General features: G+C 69.2%; 19 protein-coding genes and 2 tRNA genes. 9 read left to right on the top strand and 12 right to left on the bottom strand.

The features are described from left to right. The first annotated feature begins 1 nt into the window (after nt 1). On the top strand, nt 2–475 hold the full coding sequence (locus ASD84_RS19760) for a hypothetical protein (RefSeq protein WP_156392236.1): 474 nt from the start codon (nt 2–4) through the stop codon (nt 473–475). A 66-nt stretch (nt 476–541) separates the two neighbouring features. Here the strand turns inward: ASD84_RS19760 and ASD84_RS19755 are convergent, their stop codons facing one another. The 6 genes from ASD84_RS19755 to ASD84_RS19730 all read right to left on the bottom strand — a co-directional run bounded on the left by ASD84_RS19755 (nt 542) and on the right by ASD84_RS19730 (nt 6,755). Then, nucleotides 542–2,911: a M4 family metallopeptidase gene (locus ASD84_RS19755; RefSeq protein WP_235531219.1), complete on the bottom strand. Its 2,370-nt coding sequence runs from the start codon at nt 2,909–2,911 to the stop codon at nt 542–544. Between the two features lie 254 nt (nt 2,912–3,165). Next, nucleotides 3,166–3,238, bottom strand: a tRNA-Glu gene (locus ASD84_RS19750). A gap of 114 nt (nt 3,239–3,352) precedes the next feature. Beyond that, a tRNA-Gln gene (locus ASD84_RS19745) sits at nt 3,353–3,424 on the bottom strand. A 55-nt stretch (nt 3,425–3,479) separates the two neighbouring features. Then, a complete protein-coding gene (locus ASD84_RS19740) occupies nt 3,480–4,478 on the bottom strand; it encodes a CPBP family intramembrane glutamic endopeptidase (RefSeq protein ID WP_056714153.1) in 999 nt (332 codons plus the stop codon). Beyond that, nucleotides 4,465–5,946, bottom strand: a complete 1,482-nt coding sequence (gltX, locus tag ASD84_RS19735; RefSeq protein ID WP_056714150.1) for a glutamate--tRNA ligase — start codon at nt 5,944–5,946, stop codon at nt 4,465–4,467. Before gltX ends, ASD84_RS19740 begins: the two co-directional genes overlap by 14 nt. Further along, complete coding sequence (locus tag ASD84_RS19730; protein ID WP_056714146.1) at nt 5,943–6,755, bottom strand: fumarylacetoacetate hydrolase family protein; 813 nt, start codon at nt 6,753–6,755, stop codon at nt 5,943–5,945. The genes gltX and ASD84_RS19730 overlap by 4 nt, the downstream gene beginning before the upstream one ends. 32 nt (nt 6,756–6,787) lie before the next feature. Here ASD84_RS19730 and ASD84_RS19725 point away from each other — a divergent pair, with 32 nt between their 5' ends. Continuing rightward, nucleotides 6,788–7,657: a 3-methyladenine DNA glycosylase gene (locus ASD84_RS19725; protein WP_235531220.1), complete on the top strand. Its 870-nt coding sequence runs from the start codon at nt 6,788–6,790 to the stop codon at nt 7,655–7,657. A 72-nt stretch (nt 7,658–7,729) separates the two neighbouring features. On the opposite strand, the gene ASD84_RS19720 is transcribed toward ASD84_RS19725, so the two are convergent. From ASD84_RS19720 to ASD84_RS19705, 4 genes are all read right to left on the bottom strand, one after another. After that, a complete protein-coding gene (locus ASD84_RS19720; protein WP_056714140.1) occupies nt 7,730–8,662 on the bottom strand; it encodes a MetQ/NlpA family ABC transporter substrate-binding protein in 933 nt (310 codons plus the stop codon). 11 nt (nt 8,663–8,673) lie between these two features. Beyond that, on the bottom strand, nt 8,674–9,345 hold the full coding sequence (locus ASD84_RS19715; protein WP_056714138.1) for a methionine ABC transporter permease: 672 nt from the start codon (nt 9,343–9,345) through the stop codon (nt 8,674–8,676). Then, nucleotides 9,342–10,361 (bottom strand): methionine ABC transporter ATP-binding protein, encoded by a 1,020-nt coding sequence (locus tag ASD84_RS19710; protein ID WP_082574085.1) that lies wholly within the window; start codon nt 10,359–10,361, stop codon nt 9,342–9,344. The genes ASD84_RS19715 and ASD84_RS19710 overlap by 4 nt, the downstream gene beginning before the upstream one ends. Before the next feature lie 186 nt (nt 10,362–10,547). Continuing rightward, entirely contained in the window at nt 10,548–11,213 is a 666-nt protein-coding gene (locus ASD84_RS19705) for a TetR/AcrR family transcriptional regulator (RefSeq protein ID WP_056714135.1), read from the bottom strand. Between the two features lie 84 nt (nt 11,214–11,297). Between ASD84_RS19705 and ASD84_RS19700 the strand changes: the two genes are divergently transcribed. Genes ASD84_RS19700 through ASD84_RS19690 form a run of 3 tightly spaced genes read left to right on the top strand, consistent with a single transcriptional unit; the run spans nt 11,298 to nt 14,586 of the window. After that, nucleotides 11,298–12,233, top strand: a complete 936-nt coding sequence (locus ASD84_RS19700; protein WP_056714131.1) for a patatin-like phospholipase family protein — start codon at nt 11,298–11,300, stop codon at nt 12,231–12,233. Then, entirely contained in the window at nt 12,230–13,087 is an 858-nt protein-coding gene (locus ASD84_RS19695) for an SDR family oxidoreductase (RefSeq protein WP_056714128.1), read from the top strand. Before ASD84_RS19700 ends, ASD84_RS19695 begins: the two co-directional genes overlap by 4 nt. Next, on the top strand, nt 13,084–14,586 hold the full coding sequence (locus ASD84_RS19690) for a flavin-containing monooxygenase (protein ID WP_056714125.1): 1,503 nt from the start codon (nt 13,084–13,086) through the stop codon (nt 14,584–14,586). Before ASD84_RS19695 ends, ASD84_RS19690 begins: the two co-directional genes overlap by 4 nt. A 15-nt stretch (nt 14,587–14,601) precedes the next feature. On the opposite strand, the gene zwf is transcribed toward ASD84_RS19690, so the two are convergent. Together zwf and ASD84_RS19680 are read right to left on the bottom strand one after the other, a co-directional pair. After that, nucleotides 14,602–16,041, bottom strand: a complete 1,440-nt coding sequence (gene zwf, locus ASD84_RS19685; protein ID WP_235531221.1) for a glucose-6-phosphate dehydrogenase — start codon at nt 16,039–16,041, stop codon at nt 14,602–14,604. 214 nt (nt 16,042–16,255) lie between these two features. Beyond that, complete coding sequence (locus tag ASD84_RS19680) at nt 16,256–16,780, bottom strand: TetR family transcriptional regulator (RefSeq protein ID WP_056714123.1); 525 nt, start codon at nt 16,778–16,780, stop codon at nt 16,256–16,258. A 72-nt stretch (nt 16,781–16,852) separates the two neighbouring features. Between ASD84_RS19680 and bioB the strand changes: the two genes are divergently transcribed. From bioB to bioD, 4 genes are read left to right on the top strand one after another with little or no spacing between them, the layout of a single operon-like run. Further along, on the top strand, nt 16,853–18,061 hold the full coding sequence (gene bioB, locus ASD84_RS19675) for a biotin synthase BioB (protein WP_056714120.1): 1,209 nt from the start codon (nt 16,853–16,855) through the stop codon (nt 18,059–18,061). A 9-nt stretch (nt 18,062–18,070) separates the two neighbouring features. Continuing rightward, on the top strand, nt 18,071–19,354 hold the full coding sequence (locus ASD84_RS19670; RefSeq protein WP_056714118.1) for an adenosylmethionine--8-amino-7-oxononanoate transaminase: 1,284 nt from the start codon (nt 18,071–18,073) through the stop codon (nt 19,352–19,354). Continuing rightward, nucleotides 19,351–20,478: an 8-amino-7-oxononanoate synthase gene (locus ASD84_RS19665; RefSeq protein WP_056714115.1), complete on the top strand. Its 1,128-nt coding sequence runs from the start codon at nt 19,351–19,353 to the stop codon at nt 20,476–20,478. Before ASD84_RS19670 ends, ASD84_RS19665 begins: the two co-directional genes overlap by 4 nt. After that, entirely contained in the window at nt 20,475–21,191 is a 717-nt protein-coding gene (gene bioD, locus ASD84_RS19660) for a dethiobiotin synthase (RefSeq protein ID WP_056714111.1), read from the top strand. Before ASD84_RS19665 ends, bioD begins: the two co-directional genes overlap by 4 nt. The last annotated feature ends 53 nt before the right edge of the window (nt 21,192–21,244 follow it).

Raw genomic sequence — 21,244 nt, 5'->3', positions numbered from 1 at the left:
CATGGCTGACTCCCCGATCAACCCGCTGGACCTGCTGATCAAGTCGCAGCACCTCGCCCTGAAGATCGCCTCCGACACCCTGCGCACGGTCCGGGACACCGCCATCACCGGCGTGACCCAGCCCGACGAGCTCGCCCGCCAGGTCGGCGACCTCGCTGGTGTGGTGGCCGGCATGGCGACCGCCGTGACCGGCCTGGCCGGGTCGACGGCGCAGCCGCTCCAGGACTTCATCGTCCGCCAGCGCGAGCTCGCCGACACCGTAGCGACCCTTGCCGAGGCGCAGGAGGACCTCGCGGGCGTCGTACGGGCGCTGGCCGAGCGGCATGCCGAAGCCGTCAGCGCGCTCGAGAAGGTGACCGCCCCGGTGTTCGCCCTCGTCGGCACCGACCCGACGCCCCCGAAGACCCGAGCCTCGAGGGCCAACCCCACCAAGGCGACGACTCCCCGGGCGAAGAAGGCCAGCGACGAGGCCTGACGGCAACCCGTACGACGACGGGCGGCCACCGGTGTCCGGTGACCGCCCGCCTGGTGGTGTGTCCGACTAGCCGACGCTGATCGCGGTGTCGTCGATCACGAAGCTCGTCTGCAGGGACGAGTCCTCGTTCATCAGGAACTTCAAGGTGACCGTCTTGCCCTTGTACGCCGACAGGTCGAACGTCTTCTGGACGTAGCTGCTCGACTTGTTGAGGTTGGAGTACGTCGCGAGCGTGCTGGTCGTCGTACCGCTGACGATCTGCACCTTCGCCGTGTCGTACGCCGTCGAGGTCGTCGTCTCCGCCGTGTCGATGCGGACCCAGAAGGTCAGCGTCGCCGTGGTCGCCGTCGCGGGGATCGAGACCGACTGGTTCTCGTTCTCCGTCGACGTGGAGCCATTGCCACCGAGCCACATCTTCCAGGTGCCGGTACGTGCGGGACGACCGGTGTTGTTGGTGATCGGCCCACTGGTGCCCGTCCAGTCAACTGCTCCGGACTCGAAGCCGGGGTTCTTCAGCAGGTTCCCCGACGATGTGCCGCCCCCACTGATCGTCCATGTGAAGCTGGTCGAGCCCGTCGCACCGGTGGTGTCCCGTGCCGTGGCCGTGACGCTGGACGTGGCGGCCGTGGTCGGCGTACCCGAGATCAACCCGGTGCTGGCGTTGATCGACAGTCCTGCCGGCAGGCTGGTGGCCGACCAGGTCAGGGTCTGGCCGGCGCCCGAGGACGATCCGGTCAGCTGCAACGAGGTGGCGGTGCCGACAGTGCCGGTGCGGCTGCCCGGGTTGGTGACGGTGACCGTGTTCCCGGCCGTGGTGCAGGTCGGGTCAGCGGTCTGTGCGGGGACGGAGACGGCGTTCCATGCCGCCTTGACCGCGTTGAACTCCGCGCAGGAACCCGGGTAGAGGTTCTTCGCGGCGGTGAGCGTCCAGGTGCGGTACTTGAGGTAGTTCGAGCTGCTCGTCTTCATCAGCATCGCGTTGTAGAAGATCTTTCCGGCCTTCTGGATGCCGATGCCGGTCAGCGTTCCTCCGCTGTTGCACGTGGTGCTGGACGGCTTGCCGACCGGGTTCGTACCTTCGGCGAGCAGGTAGAACCAGTGGTTGCCGGGACCTGCGGCCGCGTGCACCTCCGTGCTCGGGATCGAGCTGGAGTAGCAGTTCGGGTCGCCCTTGGCCGAGGGGTTGTACATGTTGCGGATCTCGCCGTCGCCGACGAGGTTGACCTCCTCGCCCACGAGGTAGTCCGGCTCGTCGTAGGTCGTGGTCTCGTTGGCGTAGTGCTCGGTCAGTGCCCCGAAGACGTCTCCGACGAACTCCTGGGTGCCGCTGCCCGAGATGCCACCCGGCGTGTTCTGGTCGATGCCGTGGCCGTACTCGTGCGCCACCACGTCGAGGTTGGTGACCCACTCCGTGTTGGCCTGGTTGTGGCCGATTCGAACCCACTCGGTGCCGGTGCAGTAGCCCGGCTCGACCAGACCCGGCGAGCAGTAGAACGCGTTGGTGTCGTCGAGACCGACCCGTGTCTGCCAACCTCCGCCCGTGCCGTTGAAGCCGTCGCGGCCCAGCCACTGGCTGAGCATCTTGTCCTGCGTCTGCAACGCGAAGAGCGCGTCGACGCAGCCGGTCTCCTTGCTGGTGCCGATGCCGTCACCCCAGGCGTTGTCCGGGCCGGCAAGGGCAGGAACGGTGGCGGTGCTGTTGTTCTCGACGCCGCAGCTCACACCCGGGTTGTTCGGGTCCGTCAGGTTGTACGACGTCGAGGACACCTGGGTGGTCTCCAGCGACACCGGGCCGTTGTGGTGGCCGTTGCCCGTGCCCGAGGCGGCGTGGAGGAGCTCGGCGGACTCGATGACCGATGCCTGCTTCGCGTCGACGTACACATCGCGCACCGAGCGGTCGCCGTCGGTCGCGAGACCGCTGATCGTCACCTTCCACGCCAGTCGAGGCGTCGACTGCGCGTGGACCACGAGCTCCGGCGTCCCGCGCAGCTCGGCCTTGCCGAGCGTCGCCTTCGCCGTCGTGGTGGCTGCCTTCGCCGTCACCGTCGGCGTCACCGACAGGTTGCCGATCGCGCTCTTCTGCGCGACGGTCGTGTCGAGGATCTGCCCGTCACGGTTGGTGACGACGACGAAGTCACCGCCACGCACCGCGAGGCCGTCGTAGGTCCGCGTGTAGGACGCGAACTGCAGGCCGGATCCGCCGCTGACCACGGGTTCGGCGACGAACTTCTCGCCGCCGCTCACCTTGAGCTGCGGAGCCCGGCTGTTGACCAGCGCCTGGGCAGAACGGTGCGCCCGCTGGTGCGGATCGTCCTTGCCCGGGGCGGAGGCGACGGTGGCATCCGCGTGCGCGGACTGCACTGCGAGGGGTGCCACGGCGAGTGCCGAGGCGGCGACAAGGGTGGCGACGAGGCCACCCATCAGGTTGCGTTTCACTTCTTGACCCACACTCCTCTTGAGAGTTGGGCTCGTCTCTCCCCGGATTGGGGAGTCGGGCGAGCCGGCTGGAGGCCGACCCGGCGAGGATGGATGCAGGACCGACCAGAGGTAAACCTGTTGCCCGGCCGATTCGCCGTCAATGGAGCGGGACCTGCGAGTTGAAGCAATGCAAGAAGATGAGCCAAGACACAAAAGCAAGCAGGGCCCGGTCCTGGTGGACCGGGCCCTGCTTGTCTGTACTGCTTGTTCTGTACCCCCGACCGGATTCGAACCGGCGCTAACGCCGTGAGAGGGCGCCGTGCTAGGCCGCTACACAACGGGGGCATCCTTGTCGCTCGCGATCCCTTGCGGGGCCGCTGACAACGACGTGAACTCTAGCGATCACGCTTCGACCGAGCCAAATTCAGGCCCTGCTTCAGCGGTTCTCGGAAGAACTCGCTGGCCTACTAGGACTCGAACCTAGAATAACTGGACCAGAACCAGTCGTGTTGCCAATTACACCATAGGCCAATGGTTGCTGCTTGTTTTCAGCCCTGTTCCCGAGGGAGCGAGCCGAGGGGGAACATTACACGCGGCCCTGCCGGGCCTCCAAAATGGCCCCACCCGTCGCTGTTTCCGTGCGGGTCGCGAGGCCCATCCGGCGCGCTGCCCACAGGGCCAGTCCGAGGTAGACGAAGGACTGCGTCAGGGTCACCGGGATCGACCACCAGGAGCCGCCCGACGGGTTCAGCGCCTCGGTCATGTCGCCGAACGACAGCGCCAGCCCGAAGGCCAGGAAGTTGTTGAGCACGTGCATCGCGATGCCTGCCTCCAGCCCACCCGTCAGCAGCACCAGCACGCCGGCCACGAGGCCGAACGCGAACCGGTCGAAGAAGGTCGGCACGTCCTGCCCGAGGCCGTGGGCCACCGCGAACAACAATGCGGGTACGACGACGGCGACCGTCGCTCCGACCCGCGGGCCGAAGAGGTTGGCGACGCCGCCGAAGGCCTGCACGAGGTAACCGCGGAACACGTACTCCTCCCCTGCTGCCTGCAGCGGGGTGAGCAGCAACGTGATCAGCACGAAGTCACGCGCCTTCGACGTCCACGGGTTGAGGTCTCCGCTCATCTCGACACCGGAAGCCCCTTGGTCGGGCAGCACGCTCGCCATGAGGACCGTCGCCGCCAGCGCGACCACCGAGAGGGCCAGACAGGTCAGCAACCAGCGCCAGCGCAGCCGGCCGACGACCGAGGCGACCAGCCCCGGACGCTGGTGGTGCAGGAGCAGGGCGACCACCAGGACGCCCGGGATCGCCAGCGCCCAGCCGAGGTTGACGAAGGCGAGGAAGGCCGGCGTGACCGGGTCGCTGCTGAGCCGGTCAGCGATCTCGTAGGTGTCACGCGAGACCAGCAGGAAGTAGACGGTGAAGAGCGCGGTGAGCAGGAACTGGACGGCGACGAAGAGCACCGCGACGAGCGGCACGCCGACGAAGGGCCGCCACGCGCCGGCAAGACCGCCACGGTGGAGCTCGTCGTAGCGCAGGCCCTTCGGTTCGACCGGCGGCGCCTCTTCAGCCGAGGGCACGCTGCAGTCTCCCGAGGCTCCGCTCGCGGCCCAGCAGCTCCATCGACTCGAACAGCGGCGGCGAGATCCGGCGGCCCGTGATCGCCACGCGCACCGGCCCGAAGGCGTTGCGCGGCTTGAGGCCCAGGCCGTCGACCAGGGCGGCCTGGAGCGCGGTCTGGATCGCGTCGGTCGACCAGGTCGGGAGCTCCTTCACGGCGTCGTACGACGCCTGGATGACGGGGAGCCCGGCCTCGCCAAGCAGCTTCTCGGCGTCCTCGGGGTCCAGCGCGAAGTCGGCCTCGTCGACGAACAGAAAGTCCAGCATCGTGGGGGCCTCGGACAGCTTGTTGATCCGCTCGGCGACGAGGGGCATCGCGAGCTCGAGGAGCTGTGCGTCGGCGTCGGAGACGGGATCGGACACCACGCCCTCGGCCTTGAGGAACGGCAGCGCACGGTGGGTGATCTCGTCGGTCGACAGCAGGCGCATGTGCGCGGAGTTGATCGCGTCGGCCTTCTTCAGGTCGAAGCGGGCCGGGTTCGGGACGACGTCGGCGATGTCGAACGCCTCGACCATCTCCTCGAGGCTGAAGATGTCGCGGTCCGCGGCGATCGACCACCCGAGCAGGGCGAGGTAGTTGAGCAGGCCCTCGGGCAGGTAGCCCTTCTCGCGGTAGGACAGCGCGTCCGCCTCGGGGTCGCGCTTGGAGAGCTTCTTGTTGCCCTCGCCCATGACGTACGGCAGGTGGCCGAACTCCGGCGTCACCTGGGCGATGCCAACCTCCTTGAGCGCCTCGTAGAGGGCGATCTGACGCGGCGTGGAGGACAGCAGGTCCTCACCACGCAGCACGTGGGTGATCTCCATCAGCGCGTCGTCGACCGGGTTGACCAGCGTGTAGAGCGGGTCGCCGTTGGCACGGCAGAGCGCGAAGTCCGGCACGAACTCGGTCTCGAAGGTCACCTCGCCGCGAACCAGGTCGGTCCAGGTGATCGCACCGTCGGGCATCCGGAACCGGACGACGGGCAAGCGGCCCTCGGCGAGGAACGCATCGGTCTGGGCCTGCGTCAGCTCGCGGCAGAAGCCGTCGTACCCCTGCACCTTGGAGCCGGCGGCCTTCCGGCGCGCGGTGGCTTCCTCGGTGGTGCAGTAGCAGTCGTAGGTGAAGCTGCTTCCCTTCAACTTGACCAACGCGTCGGCGTACAGGTCGCTGCGCTCGCTCTGCTTGTACGGCGCGTGCGGGCCGCCGACCCCGGGACCCTCGTCCCAGTCGAGCCCGAGCCAGCGGAACAGCTCGATGATCGACGTGAGCGACTCGTCCGTGCTGCGCTCCTTGTCGGTGTCCTCGATGCGGAACACGAAGGTGCCGCCGTGGTGGCGCGCGAAGGCCCAGTTGAACAGGGCCGTGCGGACCAGGCCGACGTGGGGACTGCCCGTGGGCGAAGGGGCCATCCGGACCCGTACGGGGGTCGAGCCTGTCGAGACCGTCATGCGCGTGTTTCCACCTTGTTCGTGAGAGTGCCGAGGCCCTCGATCGAGATCTCGATCTCGTCGCCGACCTGCATGGGGCCGACACCCTCGGGGGTGCCGGTGAGGATGACGTCGCCGGGCAGCAGGGTCATCACGCTGGAGACGTGGGCGATGAGCGCCGGGATGTCGTGGATCATGTCAGCGGTCGAGCCGTCCTGCTTGAGGTCGCCGTTGAGGTACGTCTGGATCCGCCGGCCGTCGATGAAGTCCTGCGGGTCGAGGTCCGTCTCGATCCACGGCCCGAGCGGACAGAACGAGTCGAAGCCCTTGGCGCGGGTGAACTGGCCGTCGGTCTTCTGCAGGTCGCGGGCCGTGACGTCGTTGGCGATCGTGTAGCCGTGGATGACGTCGGTGGCCTGCTCGGCCGGGACGTCGCGGCAGATCCGCCCGATGACGACGGCCACCTCGCCCTCGTAGCTGATGAACTTCGACTGGCGGGGGTACTGGATCGCGTCGCCCGGGCCGACCACGCTGGTGTTCGGCTTGAGGAACATCAGCGGCTCGTCCGGCACGGGGCCACCCATCTCGGCGGCATGCGCGGCGTAGTTCTTGCCGATGCCGACGACCTTGCTGCGCGGCAGGACCGGCGCCAGCAGGCGCACGTCCGCGAGGCGGTGCTGCTGCTCGAGCAGCTTGATGCCGACGTAGAGCGGGTCACCGGCGAGGGCGACGACAACCGCGTCCTCGTCAGGCTGGCCGTACTCGTCGAGGTCTCCGGTCAGGACTCCGTAGGTCGGGTCCTCGCCTGTGGTGAATCTGACGATGCGCACTGGTCGAGACTATCGACCTAGGCTTGCTCGTCGTGAATGCGGAGGATTGGCGAGAGCGGGCCCGGGCCCACGCTGCCCGCATCGATGCGTACGTCGCCCCGCACCTGGTCCGCCGCGACACCGGCACCAAGCACCCGGTCTTCGACTTCCTGTTCACCTACTACTCCCACCGGCCCGCGCAGCTGCGCCGCTGGCACCCGGGGTACGGCGTCGTACTGGACGACGGGGACGAGTACGCCGGCCTCAAGGGCTACACGTTGGTCGAGGAGGTTGCGCAGCAACCGTCTCGAGACCAGGTGACCGTCTCCCCCGAGTACGTCGCTTCGCAGCGGCCGCTGATCGAGACCCTGCACCGGCTGCTGTCCGCCACCTCCGGCCGCGCCCCGCACTTCGGCTGCTTCGGGCTCCACGAATGGGCGATGGTCTACCGCCTGGCCGAGGACGAGACACGGCACGCCGACTGGCCGCTGCGCCTCGGCCCTGCCGGGACCGACGCGGTCGTCGCGGAGCACCGCATTGCCTGCTCCCACTTCGACGCGTTCCGCTTCTTCACGCCGCCGGCGAGACCGTTGAACACGCTCTCCCCCGGCCCGGACGACCGGCCGCTGTTCGAACAGCCGGGCTGCCTGCACGCCGGGATGGACCTCTACAAGCACGCCTTCCGGCTCTCGCCGATGATCTCCTCGGACCTGGTGGCCGACTGCTTCGAGCTCGCCTGGGACATCCGCACCCTCGACATGCGCGCCGCCCCGTACGACCTCGCCGACCTCGGCTTCGAGTCCGTCCGGATCGAGACGGTCGAGGGCAAGGCCGAGTACGTCGACGCGCAGCGCGGGTTCGCGGAGCGGGGTGCGCCGCTGCGGGCGCGGCTGGTTGCCGAGTGCGAGCGGTTGCTCGCCTGACCGGACCACGCACCAACCGGATTTGTCGCGGATCAGGTGCGATCGCGACAAATCCGGTTGGTACGTCGAGCCTCAGTCAGCCGAGACCGGGGCCAGCTGGCCCGACAGGTTCGGGTCCGTGTTCTCGGCGAGGTAGGGCTGCACACGCTCGTCGTGGAAGACCTTCTTCAGCTTCTCGACCTGCGGGTCGTCGGCGTACTCGCTGCCGATGACGAGCTGGCCGGCGAACTCCTTGGGGGCGTCCGGCTCGAAGATGCGGTACTTCTCCGGGGTGCCGGCGTCGACGAAGGACATGTTGTAGTCGATGACGGCGTCGACCGAGTCGAGGGTGCGCGGGCCGGCGCCGTACTCGATGTAGGTGAACTTGTAGCCACCGATGTTCTTGTCGATGTCCTGCTCGGTCGCGGCCCACGGGTCGACGCCGTCCTTGAAGGTCAGCTTGCCCGCACGCTCGAGGATCCACAGCGCCTGCGCGGTGTTCGCGGGGTCGTTGAGGAGCGCGACCTCGGCGCCGTCGGGCAGCTCGTCGAGCGAGGCGTACTTGCTGGAGTAGACGGAGTACGACCACTGGAACACCGGCCCGAGCGCCGTCAGCTTCATGCCCGTCGCATCGGTGACCTGCTTGAGCCAGTGCTTGTGCTGGTAGATGTTGGCGATGTACTTGCCGTCGGCGGTCGCCTGGTCGAGCTGGTTGCCGTCCTCGATGCCGACGCCCTTGATGGTCACGCCGTAGTCGGGCGCGATCTCGTCGTTCAGGTAGTCGAGGAACGCCTTCTCGCTGGCACTGCTCGCCTGGTACGCGATCTCGAAGTCGTTTCCGAAGTGACTGCCGGCCACGGCCTTCTCGTCGTCGCCGGTGAACTTGAGGACGAGGAACACGGCCAGGGCGAGGACGACGACCGCGCCGGCGGCGGGCCAGAGCCACTTCCTGCGGTTGCTGCCGAGGTCGATGAGGTCACCGACCTCGTCGGCGATCCTCTTTCCGGGCTGCTGGGTGGTGGACATGCTGCTTCCTTTCAGTGGGTGAGAGCCCGGACGATCCGGTCACCGGAGAACTGGATGAGCTGGACGATCGCGATCAGCAGCACGATGCAGGCGATCATGATGTTGTCGTCGAAGCGGCGGTAGCCGTAGTTGACGGCGAGGTAGCCGATGCCGCCCGAGCCGATGGCGCCTGCGATGGCGGAGTACTCGATCATCGCGACGACGTTGAGGGTCAGGCCGCCAGCCAGTCCGGGCAGCGCTTCGCGCAGCTGGATCGACGTGATGATCTGGCGCTTGCTGCTGCCTGCTGCGAGTCCGACGTCGAGGAGCTCGCGCGGTACGTCGCGCACGGCACTCTCGGTGAGTCGTGCGAAGAACGCGATGCCGGCGATCGACATCGGGATCAGCGCCGCCTTGAAACCGATGGTGGTCCCGAACACCAGCTTGGTCACCGGGATGACCGCGGCCATCAGCACGAGGAACGGCAACGACCGCCCCAGGTTCGCGATCCAGCTGATCGACACGTGCACGGCTCGGTTGGGGGCGAGCCCGAGCGGCGAGGTGTTGAAGATGAGCAGGCCGAGCGGCCCGCCGAGGAGGACGACCACCGACATCACGACGAGGACCATGCGCAACGTCTCCCCCAGGGCCGGCAGCAGCAGGTCGGGTACGTCGGGCCACGGGGTGCCGAGCAGGACGGTCATGCCACGCCCTCCTGGTCAGCGGCGGCGGGCACCGGACGCAGCACCGCACGATCGACGGGCTCGGCGACGACACCGTGCCTGCCCAGCACCTCGACGACTCGGCGGTCGTCTAGGCGCGGTTCGAGCCCGAGCGTGAGCCGCCCGACGCGGGTCTCCCCCGCGGCCTCGACCAGCGCGGCGAGGACGGCGATGTCGGTGTCGAGCTCGCGACCAGCCTGCGCCAGCCACACCGGCGAGACCTGCTCGTGCTGGTACCGCACGCTCCAGGGGCGTAGACCACTGTCGGCAGGGACGGGAGGCATCGGCAGGAGTGCCCTCGAGAGCGGCGAGTCGCTTCGTCGTACGACGTCGGCGACTGCGCCCTGTTCGACGATCCGTCCGTGGTCGAGCTGGGCGACCACGTCCGCGATCGCGCGGACCACGTCCATCTCGTGGGTGATGACCAGGATCGTGACGCCGAGGTCGTCGCGGAGCTCGGTGAGCAGGTCGAGGATCGATCGGGTGGTGTCGGGGTCCAGCCCTGACGTCGCTTCGTCGGAGAGCAGCACCGCCGGTTGGAGTGCGAGCCCGCGGGCGATGCCGATCCGCTGGCGCTGGCCGCCGGAGAGCTGTGACGGGAAGTGGTTGGCGCGGTGCAGCATCCCGACGCGGTCGAGCAGGTCGGCCACGCGCCGGCGGACCTCGGCATCGGGCACCCCCGCGTGGCGCATCGGCAGCGCGACGTTCTGGGCAGCGGTCAGCCGGCGGAGCAGGTTCGCGGACTGGAAGACCGTCCCGATCTGACGACGTGCCTGGCGCAGGTCACGCCGCGACAACCGCGTCAGGTCCTGCCCGTTGACGGCGATCGTGCCGCTGGTCGGCCGTTCCAGGAGGTTGATGCAGCGGGCGAGGGTGCTCTTGCCGGCACCACTCGGCCCGACCACGGCGGCGATCTGCGCCTCACCGACCGTCAGGTCGATGCCGTCCAGCACGGTGGTCGCGCCATAGGACTTCGTCAGTCCGGCGATTTCGATCATCCGGAGCTTCCCCCAGTCGAGTTACCAATGTTTCTCGACTGACTTTATTGACTTATCGTGCGGTGAGGAGCGATGCACGTCACAAATCGAGGTCGGCAACACCGATGCCCCGATCAGGGCGACCTGTCACCGCACCCGGGGTTTCGAGGCTCGCTTCGCCCGCACCTCAACCACCGGGCGACTGCGTCAGTCGGCCGCGATGCCGTCGTACATGACCGCCCGGATGGCGGCGCTCAACCGGGCCTGGCGTTGCGGCGTCGGGTCACGCAAGGCAGCGAGGACAGAGCCGAGGATCATGCCGTTGATCGCTTGCGCCGTGGGCTCGACGTCGAGGTCGCTGCGCAGGTAGCCGACCTCGACCCCGTGCTCGAGATAGGCCGCAGTCAACGGGGTGGTGAGCTCGAACAGGTCGAGCATCTTCTCGCGCATGGCGTCGTCGATGCCTGCCGCCGACAGGAGCAGCTGGGGCACGCGGGGATCCTGACTGAAGATCCGCGCCAGCCCCTCGCCGATGCGGGCCGACTGCGCGCGGTAGTCCTCCAGGGTGTCGACGGCGTCGGGCGCGTTCTCCGCTCCGAGCGTCTCGACGATCCGCTCGATCAGCTCGTTGATCACGTGCTCGACGATGTCGCGCTTGTTCTCGAAGTACCGGTAGAAGGTGCCGTGGCCGATGCCGAGCCGCGCAGCGATGTCCGCGATCCCGGTGGAGTGGTAACCCTGCTCGGCGAAGCAGGTGAAGGCCGCGTCGATGATCTCGCGGCGGGTCTGCGCCTTCCGCTTCTCGAGCCGCGACGGGGCGCGCACCGAAGCAGGGCCGCTCGCTCCCGATCCCGTCTCCACGCTCGCCGTCATGACAACCACCCTATTGCCTCGAAGCGTATCTGACGATACGTTCCGTAACTGACATTCCATTCCGTTTCTAGATCAGGGGGCCCGATGGGGCGCGCATTGGTCATTGGCTGTGGTGGCACCCTGGGGTTCGCCTGGACCGCGGAGGTGCTGGCCGAGCTGGAGCGTCAGGGCTGGGACCCCACCACCGCCGACGTCCTCGTCGGTACGTCGGCGGGTGCCGAGCTCGTGGCGCTGCTGGGCACGGGCATCCGTGCCGCGGCCATCGCCAGCGAGTCCGATCCACGGGTCCGTGCACACCTCCACTCCCCCGCTTCCCCCGGTTCGCTGCCCGGGCTTCCGCGGCCAGGGCTGCCCGGTCTGGGACTCGTCCGCGCTGCCCTGACCGGGAAGGTGGATCCGCTCGCCGGCGTGGCCGGTCTCCTGCCTCGCGGCGGCGGCAACGCCGACTGGCTCGTCTCCCTCGGTGACACGCTGGCGCCCGGCGGCTGGGTCGACCACCCGGACACCTGGCTGGTCGCCGCCGATGCACGCACCGGCGTCCGGATCCCCCTCGGTCGCACCGATGCGCCGCGTACCACCCTCGGGCGGGCCATCGCCGCGTCCTGGGCGATCCCGGGCTGGTTCCCACCCGTCGTGGTCGACGGTCGCCCGCTCCTCGACGGCGGCACGGTCTCCCCGACCTCGGCCGACCTGCTCCTGCCGGCCGTCGAGGACGGCCGGATCCAGGAGGTCGTCATCGTTGCTCCGATGTCGAGCCACGGTGGCGCCCCGGCCCGGGGGCTGGAGCGCGTCGAGCGCGCCCTCCGCCGTCCGATGACGCGCCGCGTCGACGCCGAGGTCGAGGCACTGATCCGTGCCGGAGCCCGGGTCACGCGCATCGAGCCCACGGCGGCGGACCTCGCCGCGATGGGCCCCAACTTCATGGACGGTTCGCGCCGCGAACACGTCCGCGACGTCGCCCGCGCCCAGGCGCCCGGCCTCGTCACCCAGCGCTTGAGCACCCCGGAGGTGGCCCGATGACCCGACCGACCCGCATCGACCTGGACGGCGCCCACGTCGTCATCACCGGCGGTGCCCGCGGCATCGGCCGCGCCACCGCGGAGGCATTCCGCGCCCGCGGCGCCAAGGTGTCCATCGGCGACCTCGACCTCGACCTCGCCCGGGCCACCGCCGCCGAGATCGGTGCCTCGGCCCACCACCTGGACGTGGCCGACGTGGCGTCGTACGACGCCTTCGTGACGGCCGCGGAGGCCGAGCACGGCCCCGTCGACGTGCTCGTCAACAACGCCGGCGTGATGCCGACCGGTGCCTTCCTCGACCAGGACCCGGCCGTCGACCGGCTGACCATGGAGGTCAACGTCCACGGTGTCCTCAACGGCATGCACCGGGTGCTGCCGGGCATGGCCGAGCGCCGGCGTGGTCACGTCGTGAACGTGGCGTCACTCGCGGGCAAGTTCCCGGTCCCGGGACTCGCGGTCTACAACGCCAGCAAGTACGCCGTCGTCGGCCTCACCGCCGCGACCCGCCTGGAGCTGGCGCCGTACGGCGTCACCATCACCGCCGTCCTGCCGTCGGCCGTCGACACCGATCTCGCCTCGGGCTTCGACATGAAGCCGATCCCGAAGGTCACCCCCCAGCGGATCGCCGACGCCGTCGTCGGGTCGGTGCGCAGCCACGCGGCCGAGATCGCCGTCCCCTCCTACGTCGGGATGATCTCCGCCGGTTCACAGCTGCTCCCCGCCGGCGTGCTCGACCGGGTCCGCAAGGTGATCCGCGACGACCGCGCCCTGCGCCCCGACGAAGCCGCTCGCGCGGCCTACACAGCACGACTCGACGCCGCCACCGGCACCACCACCGAACGGAGCTCACGATGAGCAAGCGAACCGCACCCCACATCCACGACGCCGTCATCGTCGGAGCCGGCTTCGGCGGCATGGGCGCAGCGATCGAGCTGCGCCGTCAGGGGTACGACGACCTGGTGATCCTCGAGCGCGAGGACGACCTGGGCGGCACCTGGCACGTCAACCACTACCCCGGGCTCGCCGTCGACATCCCGTCCTCGACGTACTCCTACTCCTTCGAGCCCAACCCGCACTGGTCGCGGCTGTTCGCGCCCGGAGCAGAGCTCAAGCGCTACGCCGGGACGGTCGCCGACAAGTACGGACTGCGCGAGCTGATGCGGTTCGGCACGGTCGTGGAGGGCGCCCGCTGGGACGAGGACAGAGCGGCGTGGTCGGTGACGCTCGAAGGTGGCGAGACCGTGCACGGGCGTTTCCTGTTGACGGCGACCGGGTTCCTGTCGCAGCCGAAGATGCCCGACATCGCGGGCATCGACGACTTCGCGGGCACCGTCGTCCACACCACGCGCTGGGACGACGACATCGACCTTGCGGGCAAGCGGATCGGCATCATCGGCACCGGCGCGACCGCCGTACAGCTCATCCCCGAGCTCGCGAAGGTCGCTGACCACCTCACCGTCTACCAGCGCACGCCGATCTACGTGAGCCCCAAGATGGACGGGCCAGTGCCCGGGATCGTGCGGCGCGCGTTCGCCACGGTCCCCCTGACCCAGAAGGCCACCCGCCTGGTCAGCTCCTCGATCCTCGAGCTGCTGATGGTCGCCGGTGTCCTGCACTTCAAGGACCTGCCGTGGGCCAACCGGGTCGGCAAGCAGGTCTGCGAACGCCACCTGAAGAGCCAGGTCAAGGACCGCGAGCTCCGCGCGAAGCTCACCCCCGACTACGACTTCGGCTGCAAGCGCCCGACGTTCAGCAACACCTACTTCCCGACGTTCACCCGGCCCCACGTCGACCTCGAGACCACGACGATCGACCACGTCGACGCCAACGGGATCGTGACGACCGACGGCAACCGCGTCGACCTCGACGTCCTCGTGCTCGCGACCGGCTTCAACCTGTGGGACGTGAACTTCCCCGCGATCGAGATCATCGGGCGTGAGGGCCGCAACCTCGGCAAGTGGTGGCGTGACAACCGGTTCTCGGCGTACGAGGGCATCACCGTGCCGAGCTTCCCGAACTTCTTCTCGCTCAACAGCCCCTACTCCTACTCGGGGCTGTCGTACTTCACGACGATCGAGACGCAGATGGCGCACATGGCGCGACTGCTGACGGCGATGAAGAAGCGGGATGCCGACGTGTTCGAGGTGTCCGAGGAGGCCAACGACGAGTTCCTCGACCGGATGACCGGGCTGATGGGCAACTCGGTCTTCAACGCCGGGGACTGCTCGACCTCGCGCAGCTACTACTTCAACCCGCACGGCGAGGCCGTGCTGCTGCGGCCGACCTCGACGGTGTCCGCCCACCGCGAGGCGGTGCGGTTCCCGTTGGAGGACTACGCGTTCAGCACGACCTGAGGGCCGTGCAGTCAGTCAGCTGCCCAGGGTGTTGGGGTCGCGCCACTCGCGCTCGAACGGAAGCCGCCAGGCGTACGGCGCGATGAGCTGGTGGATCTGGTTGGGTCCCCAGCTGCCCTGGCGGTAGGGGCGGACGATGGGCGGGCTGTCGAGCAGCGGCTCGGAGACCTCCCACAGTCTTTCGATGCCCTCCGCAGAGGTGAACAGCGTCTGGTCGCCGCGGGCGGCGTCGTAGATCAGTCGCTCGTAGGCCTCCAGCACCGAGCCTGCCCACGTGGTGTCACCCATGGCGAACTGCATCGACAGCTTGTCGAGCTTCATGCCCGGACCAGGCCGCTTGCCGTAGAAGGACAGCGACATCTTCGCCTTGTCGGCGAGGTCGAACGTCAGGTGGTCGGGGCCGTGCTCACCGACGCCGGAGTTCTTCGGGAACATCGACTTCGGCGGCTCCTTGAAGGCGATGGAGATGATCCGCGCCCCCTCGGCCAGCCGCTTGCCGGTGCGGAGGTAGAACGGCACGCCGGCCCAGCGCCAGTTGTCGATGTAGCACTTGAGCGCGATGAAGGTCTCGGTCTCCGACTCGGACGCGACGCCCTCGATGTCGCGGTACCCCTGATACTGCCCGCGTACGACGTCCGCCGGGTCGATGGGCAGCATCGACCGGAAGACCTTGTTCTTCTCCTCGTTGATCGCGTGCGGTGTCAGCGCCGTCGGCGGCTCCAGCGCGATGAACGCCAGCACCTGGAACAGGTGGGTGACCACCATGTCCTTGTAGGCGCCGGTCGACTCGTAGAAGTTGGCGCGCTGGTCGAGACCGAGCTCCTCGGGGATGTCGATCTGGATGTGGTCGATGTTGTTGCGGTGCCAGATCGGTTCGAAGAGTCCGTTGGCGAACCGGAACGCGAGGATGTTCTGCGCCGCTTCCTTCCCGAGGAAGTGGTCGATCCGGTAGATCTGCGACTCGTCGAAGGTCTTGTGCAGCTCGCCGTTGAGCTTCTTCGCGCTCGCCAGGTCGACCCCGAACGGCTTCTCCATGATGATCCGGCTGCCCCGCACGAGGTCGGCGTCCTCGAGGGTCTTCACCACCGACAGCGCGGCCTTCGGCGGCACGCTGAGGTAGTGCAGCCGGGTGCGGTCACCCTTCGCACCGGCCTCGGCCTTGTCGACGGCAGCGCGCAGTCCCGCGGGACCCTCGGCGCCGGGCGCCCAGTGCAGCCGCTTGGAGAACTCCGGCCACGCGGCCATGTCGCCGTCGGTGCCGGAAAACTCCGTCGATGCCTCGTGGGCGAAGTCCACGAACGTCTCGGTGGTGTGGTCGTCGAGGGAGGTGCCGACGATCTGCAGGTCCGGGATGAGCCCGGTCTCGAAGAGATGGAGGAGTCCGGGCAGGAGCTTGCGTCGCGCCAGGTCGCCCGTCGCGCCGAACAGCACGACCGTCACCGGATTCATCGCCATGTCGTCCATAGTGCCTCCCGGATGTTTCGTGGACCTTAGCCTGCAGCCGCCGATTTCCGGCGTAGCGAGCGCCTCCAGGCGGGTGTCCCGGCAAGGCGGAGTGCCGAAGGCGGGCCGGAGGCCCGTCGAGGTGCGACAACGCCGTCCGGGGCGCCCGAATGGGGGCGCGTAGTAGCCGGAAATCGGTGGCTGCAGGCTCTACGCCATCGAACCATCAGGCTGGTGGCCCAGCTGGCAACCCAACCGGTGTCCTCAGCCGGTGGCGCAGCCCGTCGAGGACCAGCCCCAGTCCGAGGCTGAAGTCGTCGGCGTCGTCGTCCTCGTGGGAGAGCACGAAACGCACCAGGCTCCGGGCACCCACCCGGGCGAGGTGCTCGTCCGCACCACCACGCTCCAGCGCTGATCGCAGCGGACGTTCGAGCACCTCGGCGTCGTACCGGTGGACCTGGGCGATGAGTGAGGCGCCGTCCCGGTGCCGGCGCATCGCGTCACGGAGCTCGGCACACAGCAGGCTCAGCTCGGCGTCCCACGCGACGATCTCGGCCGGTCGGCGACCACGGCGCAGGATCTCGTCGGAGACCGCCGCGAGCAGGGCCGCCTTGTTCTCGAAGTGGTGGTAGAGCGCGCCCACCTGGACCCCGAGGTCCCCAGCGAGCTTGCGCATGGAGAGTCCGTCGAGCCCGACGTCGTCGAGGACGGTGATCGCACGGCCGACGATTTCTCCGCGTCGATAGCCCATCTGGCGCCTTCCTGCCCTCGTCGCTTACCCTTGTCACCTGAACACTGTTCAACTTACCTGCCGGGAGCAACCATGACCACCAACTTCGACGCGCTCGCCACCCGCATCCTCGAGGGCGGCCCCGACACCGGAGCCACCGCGGCCGACGCGCTCGCCGTGCTCCAGGCACCCGACTTCGAGCTGATGTCGATCGTCGCCGCCGCTGGCCGCCTGCGCCGCGAGCACTTCGGCAACAAGGTCAAGGTCAACTACCTGGTCAACCTGAAGTCCGGCCTGTGTCCCGAGAACTGCAACTACTGTTCGCAGGCGATCGGCTCGGAAGCGCCGATCCTCAAGTACTCCTGGCTCTCCAAGGACGACGCGATCCGGCAGGCGGGCGCCGGCCTCAAGGGCGGCGCCTCGCGGGTGTGCATGGTGTCGTCGGGTCGCGGCCCCTCGAACCGCGACATCGACAAGGTCGTCGAGATGACCGAGGCGCTCAAGGACGAGTACGACGGCGTGGAGGTCTGCGCGTGCCTCGGGCTCCTCAAGGACGGCCAGGCCGAGCGCCTCAAGGCCGCCGGTGTCGATGCCTACAACCACAACATCAACACGGCCGAGTCGAACCACGACAACATCGTCCAGACGCACACCTACGAGGACCGCGTCGACACCATCGGCAAGGCGAAGTCCGCCGGACTGTCGCCGTGCTCGGGCCTGATCGCCGGACTGGGCGAGACCGACGAGCAGCTCGTCGAGGCGCTCTTCGCACTCAAGGAGCTCGGCTCGGACTCGATCCCGGTCAACTTCCTGATGCCGTTCGACGGCACCCCGTACGAGAACACCTGGGAGCTCTCCCCCACCCGCTGCGTGAAGATCCTCGCCATGGCGCGCTTCGTGTGCCCGGACAAGGAGATCCGCATCGCCGGTGGCCGCGAGATGCACCTGCGCACCCTCCAGGCCACCGCTCTGCACGTCGCGAACTCCATCTTCCTCGGCGACTACCTGACCTCCGAGGGCCAGGACGCGAAGTCGGACCTGGAGATGATGCGCGACAACGGCTTCGTGATCCTGGGCCAGGAGAACGCGTTCAACGACGGCACCTTCGACGACGTGTTCAACGCGCCTGCGGCCGGTGCGGCCCACACGCCCGCGGCGACGTCGCCGTGCGGATCGGCCAGCACCGGGTGCGGCACGAGCTGCGGCGGCTGCGCCGCCGGCCTCTCGGGCGAGCCGGCGGACGACCACAAGCCGGTGATCCGCCAGCGTGGCGCGGGCACCGAGGTCCCCGCGAACGCCTGAGCCTCCGCAATGACAGTCCTGGCCGCCACCGACGCCCTCGCGTTCGACCGCGAGCACCTGTGGCATCCCTACACCTCGATGACCGAGCCGACTCCGGTGCGGCTGGTGACGGGCGCGTCGGGCTCGAAGCTCACGGTCGACGACCGCGAGGTCGTGGACGGGATGTCGTCGTGGTGGTCGGCGATCCACGGCTACCGGCACCCGGTGCTCGATGCAGCGGTCGTCGGCCAGATCGGCTCGTTCTCGCACGTGATGTTCGGCGGCCTCACCCACGAGCCGGCCGTCGAGCTCGGGAAGCGCCTGGTGTCGATCACCCCCGAGCCGCTCGAGCGGGTGTTCCTCGCCGACTCCGGCTCGGTGTCGGTCGAGGTCGCGATCAAGATGGTGCTGCAGTACCAGCGCGGGCTCGGCCACCCCGAACGCACCCGGATGCTGACCGTCCTCGGCGGCTACCACGGCGACACGTTCGACTGCATGAGCGTCACCGACCCGGTCGGTGGCATGCACTCGATGTGGCGTGACCTGCTGCCGTCGCAGCTGTTCGGGCCGCAGCCGCCTGCGCACGACGCGACGGACGCCGACATCGAGGCCTGGGCGGTGAGCTTCCGTTCGCTGGCTGCGGCGCACGCCCACCAGCTCGCCGGGATCATCGTCGAGCCGCTCCTCCAGGGCGCCGGCGGCATGCACCCCTACCCCGCCGCCTGCCTGCAGGTGTTCCGCGACGTGGCCGACGAGCACGGCCTGGTACTGGTGTTCGACGAGATCGCGACGGGCTTCGGCCGCACCGGCCACCTGTTCGTCAGCGAACTGGTCACCCCCGACGTCCTCTGCGTCGGCAAGGCCCTGACCGGCGGCTACCTCTCGCTCGCCGCGGTGCTCACCACCGACGAGGTCGCGCGCGGCATCTCCGCCAGCGAGTCCGGCGTCGTCATGCACGGCCCCACGTTCATGGGCAACCCGCTGGGTTGCGCGGTCGCCAGCGCCTCGATCGACCTGCTGCTGTCCCAGGACTGGGCCGGCACCGTCGAGCGGATCGGAGCACGGCTCGCGTCCGGGCTCGAGCCGTTGCGTGAGCTGCCGGGCGTGGTCGACGTGCGCACCATCGGCGCGGTCGGAGTGGTCCAGCTCGATCACCCGGTCGACGTCGTGGCGGCGACCGACGCCGCGATCGAGGCAGGCGTGTGGCTGCGGCCGTTCCGCGACCTCGTCTACGCCATGCCGCCGTACGTCATCAGCGACGAGGAGCTCGACGTGCTCGTCGCAGGAATCGGAGCGGCGGTGCGTGCGGGATGAGTCGCTGGAGTGAGTGGCTGGACGCCGAAGCGGCGGGCCGGGAAGCCGCTGGACTGACCCGCCGGCTGCGGGCACGCGCCTCCGACGACGCGACGATCGATCTCGCCGGCAACGACTACCTCGGCCTCGCTCGCGACCCCGCGGTCTGCCGCGCAGCGGCCGACGCCGCCCTGACCTGGGGCTCGGGAGCGAGCGCCTCGCGTCTGGTCACCGGCACCCTGGCGGTGCACGCCGAGCTCGAGGCCGAGCTGGCGGCGTACCTCCAGCAGCCCGCTGCACTCGTGTTCTCCACCGGCTACCACGCCAACCTGGCCGTCGTCACCGCACTCGCCGACCGGACGACGAGGGTCATCTCGGACGCCCACATCCACGCCTCTCTGGTGGACGCAGTCCGCCTGTCGCGAGCCCAGCTGACCGTCGTGCCGCACAGCGACGTCGACGCCGTGCGCGCCGGCCTGGTCGAGGCCGAGGCCGCCGGCGAGCGGGCGATGGTCCTCGTCGAGTCGGTCTACTCCGTCCTCGGCGACGCCGCGCCGCTGGTCGAGCTCGCCACCCTCTGCGAGGAGTACGACGCCCTCCTGATCGCCGACGAGGCCCATGGCGTCGGGGTCCACGGACCCGGGCTCGTGACCACGCTCGGACTCGCCGGACTCCCCCACGTCGTCGTCACCGCGACCCTGTCGAAGTCGCTCGGCAGCCAGGGCGGTGCGGTCCTCGGCTCCGCCGCAGTTCGCGAGCACCTGGTCAACCGGGCCCGCCCGTTCATCTTCGACACCGGGCTGGCGCCCGCCCCGACCGCCGGTGCTCTCGCGGCACTGCGCGAGATCGTCGCGCGGCCCGAGCTGGCACAGACCGTACGCCGACGCGTCAGCGACCTGGCTGACGCACTCGGCATCGTGGCGCCCGCTGGTGCGGTGCTGTCGGTCCCGATGTCCTCGCCGCAGGCCGCGGTCGCAGCTCAGGCAGCCGCCCTCGAGGCGGGCCTTCGGGTCGGGTGCTTCCGGCCGCCCTCGGTGCCGGACGGCATCTCGCGCCTGCGCATCACGGCCAGCGCCGGCGTCCCCGAGGACGACTGGGCGCGTGCCGTCGCGACCCTGGTCGCCCTCGTGAAGGAACACCAGTGACCCGAGTCGTCGTGGTCACCGGCACCGACACCGGGGTCGGCAAGACGATCGCGACGGCGGCGCTGGCTGCTCGCGAGGCCGCCGCCGGGCACCGGGTGCTGGTCGTCAAGCCCGTCCAGACCGGCGTCGGTGGAGCCGACCCGGACGTGCCCGACGTCGACACGGTCCGCTTGCTCACCGGGGTCGACACGGTCCAGTTCGTGGCGCTCGACGAGCCGCTCGCGCCGGACACCGCCGCGCGCCGACAGGGGGTGGCGATCCCCACCGTGCGCGAGCACGTCTCCCGGATCCGTGGCCTGCTGACCGACGACGCGTACGACGTCGTGCTGGTCGAGGGCGCCGGCGGACTGCTCGTCCGGTTGGACGCCGAGGGCGGCACCCTGCTCGACCTCGCGCGCGACCTGACCTTCGCGTTGCGGCGCCGTACCGGCGACATGGTGAGCTCGCCCGTCGACGTCGTGGTAGTCACCCGGGCCGGCCTCGGCACTCTCAACCACACCGAGCTGACCGTCACCGCCCTGCGCGCGGTCCAGGTCGAGCCCGCCGGCCTGGTCATCGGTTCCTGGCCCGACTCGCCTGGTCTCGCCGAGTCGTGCAACCGCGACGACCTGCCCCGCATCACCGGCGTCCCCGTGGTCGCGGTCATCCCCGAGGGTGCCGGCAGCCTCTCTCGCTCGCATTTCCTCGAGGACGCCCCCGCCTGGTTCGCCTGATCTCCACGAAGTGCGTGGGTTTCGCGCTCGAGGTGCGTGGGTTGCGCGCACCT

Origin of the sequence: Nocardioides sp. Root682 (assembly GCF_001427795.1) — a bacterium.
Lineage (GTDB): Bacteria > Actinomycetota > Actinomycetes > Propionibacteriales > Nocardioidaceae > Nocardioides.
Note: the sequence above shows the minus strand (reverse complement) of the source record. Positions and strands in the feature narration are given on the sequence as shown.

Coding starts and splice junctions, on each gene's coding strand:
- ASD84_RS19760 (WP_156392236.1), top strand. CDS start 2: ATGGCTGACTCCCCGATCAACCCGCTGGACCTGCTGATCAAGTCGCAG.
- gltX (WP_056714150.1), bottom strand. CDS start 5,946: ATGACGGTCTCGACAGGCTCGACCCCCGTACGGGTCCGGATGGCCCCT.
- ASD84_RS19720 (WP_056714140.1), bottom strand. CDS start 8,662: ATGTCCACCACCCAGCAGCCCGGAAAGAGGATCGCCGACGAGGTCGGT.
- ASD84_RS19715 (WP_056714138.1), bottom strand. CDS start 9,345: ATGACCGTCCTGCTCGGCACCCCGTGGCCCGACGTACCCGACCTGCTG.
- ASD84_RS19710 (WP_082574085.1), bottom strand. CDS start 10,361: ATGATCGAAATCGCCGGACTGACGAAGTCCTATGGCGCGACCACCGTG.
- ASD84_RS19705 (WP_056714135.1), bottom strand. CDS start 11,213: ATGACGGCGAGCGTGGAGACGGGATCGGGAGCGAGCGGCCCTGCTTCG.
- ASD84_RS19700 (WP_056714131.1), top strand. CDS start 11,298: ATGGGGCGCGCATTGGTCATTGGCTGTGGTGGCACCCTGGGGTTCGCC.
- ASD84_RS19695 (WP_056714128.1), top strand. CDS start 12,230: ATGACCCGACCGACCCGCATCGACCTGGACGGCGCCCACGTCGTCATC.
- ASD84_RS19690 (WP_056714125.1), top strand. CDS start 13,084: ATGAGCAAGCGAACCGCACCCCACATCCACGACGCCGTCATCGTCGGA.
- zwf (WP_235531221.1), bottom strand. CDS start 16,041: ATGGCGATGAATCCGGTGACGGTCGTGCTGTTCGGCGCGACGGGCGAC.
- ASD84_RS19680 (WP_056714123.1), bottom strand. CDS start 16,780: ATGGGCTATCGACGCGGAGAAATCGTCGGCCGTGCGATCACCGTCCTC.
- bioB (WP_056714120.1), top strand. CDS start 16,853: ATGACCACCAACTTCGACGCGCTCGCCACCCGCATCCTCGAGGGCGGC.
- ASD84_RS19670 (WP_056714118.1), top strand. CDS start 18,071: ATGACAGTCCTGGCCGCCACCGACGCCCTCGCGTTCGACCGCGAGCAC.
- ASD84_RS19665 (WP_056714115.1), top strand. CDS start 19,351: ATGAGTCGCTGGAGTGAGTGGCTGGACGCCGAAGCGGCGGGCCGGGAA.